Genomic DNA, 11,144 nt, shown 5'->3' on the forward strand with positions numbered 1-11,144 from the left:
CGTCCGCCTCGTCTTCGTCCTGCGTGAGGCCGTAGCCGCTCTCCTCCAGCACCGAGGCCACGATGCCGGAGTCGTTCACGTTCATCTGGCAGCCGTAGGTCTCGATGTAGACCTGTTTGTCGCCGGCCGTGGCGTCGTAGCCATGCTTTACGCGGTCGAGGTCCTCATCGGCGTCGTCGGCCTCGCGCTGGCGCACGCGCTCCTCAGAGAGGACGTCCAGGTCTTCGATCGGCTCCATGACTGCAAAACGGTTGGTAAGCGAGCATCCAATGCGTAGGGACCGATGTTGCATTCAGGGGGCGGGCGAACGTTCCCCAGTTGGAGGTTCGAAGGTGGGAAGGTGAAAAGGTTCGAAGGTGGGAAAGTTGAAAATTGGGGGGGAAGGTCGATGGGGGATGCAGAAGGCGGTCCTTACAGAGGGGCCGGTGGAATGCGCTGGGCTTCCCGTCGTTGGGCAGCGGTCGGGGACGTAGCGGGGCGTCTGCGCTGGGCCTGTGGGCAGGGTGTCGAGCGGCTCGTCACGCCGTCGCCTGTGCCGCTCTGCTCCCGGACGTAAACGCACTGCATGGTGGTGTGCACGTCGGTGCCACCGGCCAGCAGGTGCGTGGCGAAGGAGTGGCGCATCTACGACAGCGACCATTCTGACGACTCCACGGCCGGGCCGAAGTGGTGCGGCGGCGGACAGCACTGCTCCACGGATCCTCCGAGAACTCTATGGAAGGAAAGACGTGGGGCCAGTGGGGGACGCAGTCCGGAGACGACTTCCGTCCTTCGATCAGGGCGCTCGGGTATGTCTCCGTGAGGGCATCGGACAGGCAGTACAGTGTCGGGTGTAATCTACGGACGACTCCGCGAACTTCGCCGTCCCCGAGAGGGAGAAGATAAGTTTGAGCGTACCATGAGGCTCCAGTATCTCTCGTTCCGTCCGTGGTTGATCCTCATCCTGGCCGCGTTCCTTGCGGGCTGTGGCGGTTCTGGAAGTGATCCCGAGTCGGCGAAGACCCCAGCGCCCGGTTGGCATGAGGAAACGCTCCGACATGGCGGGCTCGCTCGCCACTTCCGGTTCTACGTGCCGGAGGACCCGCCCGGTACCGTGCCAATCGTCGTGGTGCTGCATGGCGGATCCCAGAGCATGAACGAGATCTTCGGCCCCGGGGCGGGCGGGACGCGGGAATGGACGCAGATCGCGGAGGAGGAGGGGGCGCTGCTTCTCGCGCCGAACGGGACCAACCTTGACACGGGATCTCCCAGCGGAGACAAGCAGGGCTGGAACGACTGTCGGCCGGAGGAGCGGGCCCGACCCGGTACCGACGACGTAGACTTCATTGCCGCTCTTCTGGACTGGACGGCCGGCCGGTTCGCCGATACGCAGATTGCGCTCAACGCAGGGCAGACGCTCGTCACCGGGGCCTCGAATGGAGGCATGATGACCTACCGCCTGGCCACCGAACTGCCCGGCCGGTTCGCCGCCGCGGCGGCGTTCATCGCGAATCGGCCCAAGCCCTCGGAGTGTCCGGACGCCACCGATCCGGTGCCGATGCTGATCGTCAACGGGACCGAAGACCCGTTGATGCCCTACGAGGGCGGGAGTATTGCCCCTGGACTGGGCGGGTTTGGCACGGTGGCCTCAGCGGAGGCAACTCGAGATTACTGGGTCGACGTGAACCGAGCCGACACCACGCAGCGCTCGGTCAATCAGTTGCCCAACCGGGACCCAAACGATGGCAGCGTTGTGATCTGCGAGAACGATCCCCCACCAGCCAGTCCCGGGGCACCGGTGCAGTTTTGCCGGGTGGAGGGGGGCGGTCACATCATGCCCTCGATTGAACATCGGCTGCGGGGCCGCCAGAACCACGATGTGGAAGGAGCACGGCTCGCCTGGTCGTTTTTCAGGCAGGCGGTCGATCAGTAGTCCCCCGCGCCCCCGAAGAGGCGATGCGGCGGCAACCCGTCAGGCTCAGGGGGACGGACGCCGATGGTTAGAAGTGGACGCGCAGGACGGCTACACCGCTTGTCCGGAGCCGGGACGCCGAAAAGTCGTCCGGGGCCTCGTCAGCGGCATCGACCTCTGCATCGCCCCTGGAAACGGTGGTAGTAGAAACCCCCAGTTCCAACGGTGGCACCAACCTGAGATTATGCGTGAACCGGCGTAGCGGGTAGGAGACCGAAAGCAAAACCCGATAGACGGAGGCGGTAGAGCTGCACTGGCTGGCGAGTCGTTTGAAAAGAGACCGACGTTAGTCCAAAGCATCATAGCTCTTGCATTTCGAGTGTGCGCTACCGCGCGGCAGTCACGGCTCAGCGATGAGAAGCTATTTGTGCCAGCCTGCCGGGCAGAATGTCAGAGTGTTCAGGTGCCCACGGCCTCCTGTCAACCCACACGTGGAAGCAACAGAGCTGCAAGACACTCGCCTAGAATCTTGGCGTGTGATCGTCCTGCAGCTGACCAGTCCCCAGTTGCGGATCCCCAAGGTGCCCTCCTGCTTGCGAAGCCCAGCACAAGCCTGTATTCTAGGAACAGCAGTCTCAAGTACGCTTCGAGCTCGATGACTGGCGAGCAGCATCGATCGTTTTCCCTGAGCTATTCTCCAGCCCGCTCCGTTCCGGTATGACCCTCTGATCATTGACCATGATTTATACCAGTCCCCACCCCGACGTTGACATCCCCGAGGCCTCGCTTCCGTCCTTCATTCTGGACGAGGCCGCGGACCGAGCCGACCGTCCAGCCCTGATTGACGGCCCGTCCGGCCGTACCCTCACCTACGGCGAGCTCCAGAAGGCCGTCGTGGCCTGCGCCGGGAGCCTGGCGGCCCGAGGCCTGGAAAAGGGCGACGTGTTTGCCATCTACAGCCCCAACCTGCCGGAGTACGCCATTGCGTTCTACGGCGTGACCCGGGCCGGCGGGATCGTGACCACCCTCAACCCGCTCTACACCGCCGAGGAAGCCACGCGGCAGCTCCAGGATTCGGACGCGCAGTACCTGCTCACCGTGCCGCCGTTTCTGGAGAAGGCGCAGGCGGCGGCCGACGAGGCCGGGATCGAGGAGGTATTCGTCTTCGGCGAGGGGGAGGGTGCGACGCCGTTCGAGGCGCTGCTAGCAGGGGGGCACGCGCCGCCGGACGTGTCGATTGCACCGAGCGAGGACCTCGCGGTGCTGCCCTATTCGAGTGGAACGACGGGCCTGCCGAAGGGCGTGATGCTCACGCACCGAAATTTGGTCGCCAACATCGCCCAGACGACGCCCGTCGAGCGACTCCAGGAAGGAGAGACGACCGTGGGCGTGCTCCCGTTCTACCACATCTACGGCATGACCATCATCCTGAGCATGGCCCTCCGCTGCGGGGCGACGGTGGTGACGATGCCGAAGTTCGAGATGGAGGACTTTTGCGCGCTGGTGGAGGAGCACGGCATCGCGAGCGGCTACCTCGTGCCGCCGATCATTCTGGGCCTGGCGAAGTCGCCGGTGGTCGAGGGGTACGACCTGTCGAGCCTCGACCACATCACGAGCGGGGCGGCCCCGCTTGGCAAGGAGGTGGCCAACGCCTGTGCCGACCGGATCGGGTGCGTGGTGAAGCAGGGCTACGGCCTCACGGAGACGAGCCCGGTCACCCATTTGGAGGCGCGGGACGCGGAGGATCCGGCGCCCGACTCCGTGGGCCACGTCCTCCCGAACACCGAGTGTCGGGTCGTGGACGTCGAGACGCACGAGGACGTAGCACCGGGCGAGCGCGGGGAGGTCTGGGTCCGCGGCCCGCAGGTGATGAAGGGATATCTCGATCGGCCCGACGCCACGGCTGAGACGATCGACGAGGAGGGCTGGCTCCACACTGGCGACGTGGGCCGGATCGACGACGAGGAGCGCCTCTACGTCGTCGACCGGGTGAAAGAGCTCATCAAATACAAGGGGCATCAGGTGGCGCCCGCGGAGCTTGAGGCCCTCCTGCAGTCCCACGCCGCCATCGCGGACGCGGCGGTCATTCCGAGCCCGGACGCGGAGGCGGGCGAGGTGCCGAAGGCGTTCGTGGTGGAGGCGTCGGGCGGCAGTGTGTCGGACACCGAGGTGAAAAACTTCGTGGCCGACCGGGTGGCGCCGCAGAAGAAGGTGCGGCGCGTCGAGTTTATCGAGGAGGTGCCCAAGACCGCCTCCGGCAAGATCCTGCGGCGCGAGCTCGTGGAGCGGGAGCGAGCGGAGAAGGAGTAGCGGCAGAGCAGGTTCTCCGAACGCCGCCTCACGCCCTCCAACGTCGTCTTCTCCCGACCGCCGCCGCCACGATGTCCACATCCGAGTCCCTCGCCGTCGACCCTGCCACTGAACTTGAGGCCCTAGAGACATTCTACGACGACACCGGCGCGTATCTCGACGAGCTCGCCGACGATGCCCTGTTCGAGCCGGTGCCGACGGTGTCCGAATGGTCCCCGGCGCAGCATCTCTACCACATCTGGCGCGCGAACGCGTCGATGCTGAAGGCGGCCAATGTGCTCGCCGACGGTCGCATCGAGACGCAGACGCCGGACCTGTCGGAGGACGGGGAGCAGGCGCTGCGGGAGGGGTCCATCCCCCGCAGGGGGGCGGAGGCGCCCAACAACATGCACCCGCCCGACGACCTTGACCGCGACGGGCTGCGGGAGACGTGGACGCGCAGCTGCGGCAAGCTCGACGACGTGGCTTCCCGGGTCGACGCCATCGCCGACGCCGATGGGGGCCTGCCGCATCCGTTCTGGGGGACCCTCACCGCTGCCGAGTGGCTCCGCGCCGCTCACGTCCACTCCAATCACCACAGCACCATCGTCACCGACATCCTGGCCGGACGGTAGGAGGCCAGCAACGCCTTTCGGATTGCAAGGGATTGCAAGAGTAGGAGGAGTAGACCTCAATCCTCCATCCTGCTTGTATCGTACGGCGACATCGGCGAGGCGGATTACTCGAACGCCAGCTTCGTGATGCGCCCGTCTGGCCCCACGGTCCACCCGGCCTCCGGCCTGGCAAACGCGACGCTCCAGTGGCTCCGGTCGGTCACGCGGGTCCAGGTCTGACCGTCGTCTCGCGAGTCGGCGATCCCCGCCGGGCCCACGACGACGAGAGGCGATGGATTGAGGCCCGGCACGTAAGTGCCGCCGAAAATGCCAGGGAGCGGCGCAGCCCGGAGACCACTTCCTCCCTTCGATCGGGGCGCCGAGGGGGCACGCGACCACGAGTCGCCGCCATCGGTGGTCAGGGCCACGTTCGCGACCGTGCTGTCTGGCAGGCTGTCGACCGCCATGATGCCGCCGAGCGCCGCGCCGTGCTGCGCGTCGCGGAACGTCAGCGAAGCGATGCCCGCGACGGGTGTGCCCGCCGCAATCGGGGTGGGGTGGGCCGTCCAGCTGCGCCCCCGGTCCGTTGTGCGGAGGACGCGGGCCGTGTCGACGGCACCGGTGCCCACGTACGCCGTACTGTCGCCGACCGTAACGAGGCAGGTGCCGCTGGCCGCAAAGCTGGCCTCCCCAGGCTGGGCGGGGGAGAGGGCCTCGGGGGGCACGCGACGCCACGCGTCACCCCCGTCACGGGTCGTGATGAGGTAGAAGTCGCCGTCGATCGCGTCGCTGAAGGCGATCCCGTGCTCGGCGTCCCAGAAATCCATGCAGTCGAAGAACGCCTCGGGCTCGGGACTAGTGAATTGGCGATTCCACGCCTCGCCCCCATCCGTCGTCTTGTAGATGCGCGACTGCGCGCCTCGCCCGATGCTGAGGAGGTACGCCGTGTCGGCACTTACAGCGTGCACGTCGCGGAATTGGAGAGAGTCGGCGCCGGGCACCGTTCCGGTCGTCCAGGTGGCCCCGCCGTCTGTGGTTCGGAGATAGGTGCCGCCGGTTCCGCTCGCCCAGACGACGTGCTCGTTCACCGGATGGAGCCCAATCAGGCGCTCTTCCGTGCCGCTCTCCTGCGTGGTCATCGTGAGCTCGGGAGCCTTCGGCGACGACGTACAGCCGAGGGCGAGAAGTGTCGCCGAAAGCAGGAGAGGCAGAAGGAGAGGACGCATCGGCACGGGGGGTTGGGGGAGACCGGTGTCAGGAGCAGCGTACAGGAGAAAACTATGAGGGCCGACTGCAGCGTCGGGTCGTCGCGGAAAGCTTCGGGCCGCGGTCTATGGTCGACCGTCCGCCGACTCGTCGGTACGAACCGGGGGCACGGGCACCAGTTTAGGACGATCAACGCCCTCAAGTCCGCTGCGCCGACGGGTCAGGCGCGTTCCGACGAAGTCTACTCCAATTCGTTGCGGATTGGCGTCGAAGTGCTTGGTCAGACGAACGGACGATCCCACCGCGAGTACATACCACCTGTCAAGCTCTCAGTTTACGCAGGAAATCCCCCTGCACACGCAATCCTCGCCCCGCTATGCAGCAGACGGACCTTCGCGACATCGCCATTGTGGCCCACGTCGACCACGGCAAGACCACGCTTGTGGATTCCATGCTGTGGCAGAGCGGCATCTTCCGCGACAACGAGGAGGTGCAAAAGCGAGTGATGGACACGATGGACCTGGAGCGGGAGAAGGGCATCACCATCATGGCCAACAACACGGCCATCCGCTACGAGGACAAAAAGATCAACATCGTCGACACGCCCGGCCACGCCGACTTTGGGGGGGAGGTGGAACGCACGCTCCGCATGGTCGACGGCATCATGCTACTGGTGGACGCGGCGGAGGGGCCGCTCCCACAGACCCGCTTCGTCGTCCAGAAGGCGCTGGAGTTGGACCTTCCCGCCGTCGTCGTTCTCAATAAGATCGACCGCAAGGACGCTCGTCCCCACGAGGCCCTGGACCAGATCTACGACCTCTTTATCGATCTCGGCGCGAGCATGGAGCAGGTAGAGTTTCCGGTGCTCTACACCGTGGCCACCGAGGGCCGCTGCACGACGGATCTCGAACAGGAGGAGTGGACGAACCTGCGCCCCCTCTTCGACACCATCATCGACGAAATCCCGCCGCCCTCCGGCGATCCCGACGCTACGCTGCAGGTGCTCGTCACCAGCGTCCAGCGCGACGATTACCTCGGCCCCGTTGCGATCGGGCGCGTGGAACAGGGGACCCTGCGCAACCGGCAGGATGTCATGCTCTGCCACCGCGACGGGAGCAAAGAGCAGACAGACGTGAAGTCCCTCTTCACGTACCAGGGCCTGGAGCGCGTAGAGGCCGACGCGGCGGGGCCCGGCGAGATCGTAGCCATCGCCGGCGTGGAGGGCATCGGGCTGGGCGAGAGCCTCTCGGACCCGGAGCATCCTGATCCCCTCACGCCCCTCGACGTGGACGAGCCGACCATGTCGATGGAGTTCCGAATCAACGACGGGCCCTTCAGCGGGCAGGAGGGAGAGTTCGTGACGTCCCGCCAGCTCCGCGACCGCCTCTTCGACGAGGCCCGTAACAATCTGGCGATCCGCGTCGAAGAGACCGACTCCGCCAATGCCCTTAACGTCTACGGGCGTGGCGAGCTGCAGATGGCCATCCTCATCGAACAGATGCGGCGCGAGGGGTACGAGTTTTGCGTGGGCATGCCGCGGGTCATCACCAAAGAGGTCAACGGCGAAACCCGAGAGCCCTACGAAACCGCCGAGGTCGACATCCCCGAAGAGCACATGGGCGTCGTCATGGAGCGTCTCGGCGAACGGAAGGGGGAGATGCAGCACATGGCCCACCAGGAGAGTGGGCGCGTCCGGCTCACGTTTCGGGTTCCGAGCCGCGGCCTCATCGGCTACCGCTCCAAGTTTCTCACGGACACGAAGGGCACCGGCCTTCTCACCCACCGCTTCGAAGAGTTTGGGCCGTGGGCGGGCGAGATTCCACACCGCACCAGCGGGGCCCTTGTGGCGGACCGGGAGGGGGAAACGACCGCCTACGCGCTCCTCGAGCTCCAGGACCGGGGCGATTTCTTCGTGGAGCCCGGCGACCGGGTCTACAAAGGCATGATCGTGGGCGAGCACAACAAGCCCCAGGATCTCGATCTGAACCCGACGCAGGAGAAGCACCTCACGAACATGCGGGCCGCCGCAGGGGACGAGCTGGAGCACGTGCCTCCACCCCGCGAGCTGTCGCTGGAGGACGCGATCGAGTTTATCCGCGAGGATGAGCTCGTGGAGGTGACGCCGGAGGCCTATCGGCTCCGCAAGCGCCACCGCAAGCCGAAGGCCCGCCGGAAGGCGCAGATGGAACGGGCCACCGGGTAGGTACAACAGTGGTAAGCAGGGGGCGCGGACGTGAGTTCTTCCGGCCCCCTAGGCAGCCACGCGTCCACCCTCCAATCCGTCGGGACTTGGCGCTGTTCTTCACGCGCCTGGGCGTCTTCCGGGATCTCTTCCGCCCCGCGGCAGACTTAGTCCGCATGTCTTCCTGATGTAGGAGGCCGAAGAATCGTCCGGATGCTGCCGCAGGGTCCGGTGACGCAGGGTCGAGTTCCTGGCAAATGAACCCCTTCACACCCGGGACTCGTCCCTCGCCGCTACGCCTCGGCTGGTACCTCTTCCTTGTCCTCCTCCGGCAGCCCCTCGCCGTCGGGCCCGGCCTCGTACTGCTCCTTAATGTTCGGGAGGGCCGTCTGAAACATGTCGTGCACCTCTTCGGCCTCCCCGTCGTGCTCCGCGCGGGCCCGGTGCAAGCGCACACAGGCCTTCCAGACCGCGCGACGCAGGTTCCACTTGCGGACCGAGTAGGCGGCGCTCCGACGCGTGCCGTCATTCTCCAGCCAGCTCAGCTGCACGTAGGGCTTGGGCGTTCCGCTGCCGTCGTCCTTCCAGCAGAAGTTGAGGCCGATGACGCCCGTCTTCGACCGGGCCTCAGCCGAGCGCCGAACGGGATCCATCGGCTCCGGGAGCTCCTCGAGAAGCTCATCCCGGTACTCGACCGCCTTTTCGAGGGCCTCATCTCGACCGCCGTATCGCTTGTCGGAAAAGTACTTCGTGTATTGCTCCTTCTGGCGCTTGATGCGCACCTGCCAGCCGTGTGTAGGGTGGCGATCCGGATTCTCCTCTGTCGGCTCGATGTCGATGCGGAAAACGTTCTTCGGTTTGCTGCTCATGGGTGATGTAGGTGAGAGCAATGGTGATGTAGTGTGGGGGTATACGGGCCCCGACTGGGCCCGACAGACGTGCGTGAAGCGGACGCAGGGACTCCCCCGTCGTGGACGTGCGGTTCCCTGACGGCGGACACTCCAACCGTTCGACCGAAGGGCCGGTGCGAGCTGGAAATGAGGATCCAAGCGGTAGTGGGCCCATGGGAGATGCCGCGCCATGCTGGGAGACGAAAAGCCCTTCCAACCCGAACCTGAGCGGATTGGCGATGTGTTATCGGGAGGCGTCTCCTCTAGAAGTCTTCAAACAGGGAGCACCCCTTGACAGTCTAGGGGGCGATTTCGTCCGGCGTAAACGCTACGACCCTGCAAGATTGAGGAAGAGAATGGAAAAGTGCAACTGGAACCGATTTCAATTTTTTATCCGGACAATTCTGCCCCCTCGTCCGGGCCGGGGCCGTGGGGGTAGACTACAGAAGATTGGTTGCCTCGGCCGCGTCGCGAAGGGTCTCACGCTGTTCGTCGGTAAGGTTCTCTGGAATCTCGACGTCGATCTCAACATAGAGGTCGCCCTGTCCGTCGTCGGTCTTCACGCCCTGCCCCTTCAGGCGAAGCTTCTCACCGGGCTGGGTGCCCGGCGGCACCGAGAGTTTCAAGTGCTGGCCGTAGGGGGTAGGGACGCGACAGTCGGTGCCGAAGACGGCGTCGAACATCCCAATCGTTTCGGTCAGGTGAATGTCGTCCCCCTTGCGGTCGAAGCGTGGATGATCGCCCACTTCGAAGGTGACGTAGAGATCGCCGCGCTGGCCCCTGGGCCCGCGCTGCCCCCGGCCCTTCAGCCGGATTTTAGTGCCGTCCTTCACACCGGTCGGAATTTTGAGGCGGATCGACTCGCCAGTCGGGAGTTCTACCTTGCGGCGTCCTCCCTCCAGGGCCTGTCGAAACGAGAGGCGCAGGGTCGTCTCGATGTCCTGTCCCCCTTCCTGGCGGCCCCGGCGCTGCCGCTGTTGCTGTCGCTGCCGCTGTTGCTGTTCCTGGAACGGGTCGCGTCCCTGCGTGCCTGTCCTGCCCCCGGCACCCCCGAAAAAGTTCTCGAAGATGCTGCTGAGGCCTCCCCCTCTCCCGCGGCCCCCGCCCCCGAACATGTCATCGAAGTCTCCCTGCTCGAAGCGGACATTGGGCCCACCGCCGCCCGTCTGACTCCAGGAGCCGCGCCCTCCCCCGAAGCCCCCAGCGCCCCCTCCGAAGCGACGCTGTGCGTCGTACTGCTGGCGTTTCTCCTCGTCGGAGAGGATCGAGTACGCCTGTTGGATCTCCTTGAACTTCTCTTCGGCGTTTGGGTCGTCGGGGTTGCGGTCCGGATGATGTTCGCGCGCGAGCTTCCGGTACGCGTTCTTGATGTCGTCTTGGCTCGCGTCTTCATCGACGCCGAGAACGTCGTAGAGATCTTTCGTCTGCGGCATGGCGGCGGAACGTTTGAACCTGTGACACAAGTCGGTGGGCGGGCTGACGCCTTCAGGAGGCAGACAGACCCGCTCGTCTTACCCCATAACATAATTTATGCCACAGCGTTCAGCAAGACGAAATGACGGGCTCGACCATGTCATCCCGTCTCCCCCAGAACGTCCTCGTCGCACAACGCAAAGAGATTGTCGCGTGCGTCTCGTGAATGGGCCACGGACGGCGGCTTCGCACGGTCCTCGTCTACAGCGATCCGGACTGGACAGTACTCCGCGTCCGACAGGCCGACGGGGCCTTCCCCCATCCGGTCTAGCGCAAACAGCACGGCGGGGCCACGTAGCGGATCGTGCCGGCGGGGCCCGCCAACCGCGACAGCAGGGAGCGAGGACGCCTGGGCGTGCACTACGCCTCGCACCGCCCGCCGAGCGGCTCTTTCCGCGGCATGAGGGGACGGTCATCGCCGAGTTCGTGGGCTGCCTGCAGGAGCAGTCCATCGAGGGGTTCCGCGAGTCCGCCCGGGACAGCGGCTAGAGGAAGCCAGAAGCTCGACGGCCTACGTCTCCACAGGCGACCAGCGTGCAAATGAGCGTCGACGCCGCGGAACTCTCCTGCTCTTTGGAGGAGTGCTCCCACGAAAAGAT

General features: G+C 65.5%; 8 protein-coding genes and 1 pseudogene. 4 read left to right on the forward strand and 5 right to left on the reverse strand.

The annotated features are described in order from the left end of the window. Together ABEL04_RS12485 and ABEL04_RS12490 are read right to left on the reverse strand one after the other, a co-directional pair. Positions 1-238: pseudogene (locus ABEL04_RS12485) on the reverse strand (tRNA (N6-isopentenyl adenosine(37)-C2)-methylthiotransferase MiaB); the annotation flags it as partial. A 173-nt stretch (positions 239-411) separates the two neighbouring features. After that, a complete protein-coding gene (locus ABEL04_RS12490; protein ID WP_375802722.1) occupies positions 412-624 on the reverse strand; it encodes a hypothetical protein in 213 nt (70 codons plus the stop codon). Between the two features lie 274 nt (positions 625-898). Here ABEL04_RS12490 and ABEL04_RS12495 point away from each other — a divergent pair, with 274 nt between their 5' ends. From ABEL04_RS12495 to ABEL04_RS12505, 3 genes are all read left to right on the forward strand, one after another. Continuing rightward, entirely contained in the window at positions 899-1,912 is a 1,014-nt protein-coding gene (locus ABEL04_RS12495; protein WP_375802723.1) for an alpha/beta hydrolase family esterase, read from the forward strand. Positions 1,913-2,629: 717 nt separating this feature from the next. Next, positions 2,630-4,201 (forward strand): 4-coumarate--CoA ligase family protein, encoded by a 1,572-nt coding sequence (locus tag ABEL04_RS12500; protein ID WP_375802724.1) that lies wholly within the window; start codon positions 2,630-2,632, stop codon positions 4,199-4,201. A gap of 71 nt (positions 4,202-4,272) precedes the next feature. Then, a complete protein-coding gene (locus ABEL04_RS12505; RefSeq protein ID WP_375802725.1) occupies positions 4,273-4,815 on the forward strand; it encodes a DinB family protein in 543 nt (180 codons plus the stop codon). Between the two features lie 104 nt (positions 4,816-4,919). On the opposite strand, the gene ABEL04_RS12510 is transcribed toward ABEL04_RS12505, so the two are convergent. Beyond that, positions 4,920-6,020 carry a WD40/YVTN/BNR-like repeat-containing protein gene (locus ABEL04_RS12510; RefSeq protein ID WP_375802726.1) on the reverse strand — a complete coding sequence of 367 codons (1,101 nt, stop codon included), beginning with the start codon at positions 6,018-6,020 and terminating at the stop codon, positions 4,920-4,922. 356 nt (positions 6,021-6,376) lie between these two features. Between ABEL04_RS12510 and typA the strand changes: the two genes are divergently transcribed. Beyond that, positions 6,377-8,203, forward strand: a complete 1,827-nt coding sequence (gene typA, locus ABEL04_RS12515) for a translational GTPase TypA (RefSeq protein ID WP_375802727.1) — start codon at positions 6,377-6,379, stop codon at positions 8,201-8,203. Positions 8,204-8,475: 272 nt separating this feature from the next. On the opposite strand, the gene ABEL04_RS12520 is transcribed toward typA, so the two are convergent. Both ABEL04_RS12520 and ABEL04_RS12525 read right to left on the reverse strand, forming a co-directional pair. Continuing rightward, positions 8,476-9,051: an AP2 domain-containing protein gene (locus ABEL04_RS12520; RefSeq protein ID WP_375802728.1), complete on the reverse strand. Its 576-nt coding sequence runs from the start codon at positions 9,049-9,051 to the stop codon at positions 8,476-8,478. Between the two features lie 461 nt (positions 9,052-9,512). Further along, the gene (locus ABEL04_RS12525; RefSeq protein ID WP_375802729.1) at positions 9,513-10,505 is read right to left on the reverse strand and encodes a DnaJ C-terminal domain-containing protein; all 993 of its coding nucleotides are present in this window, start codon (positions 10,503-10,505) and stop codon (positions 9,513-9,515) included. Between the last annotated feature and the right edge of the window lie 639 nt (positions 10,506-11,144).

The organism is Salinibacter sp., from assembly GCF_042218895.1.
Classification (GTDB): domain Bacteria; phylum Bacteroidota; class Rhodothermia; order Rhodothermales; family Salinibacteraceae; genus Salinibacter.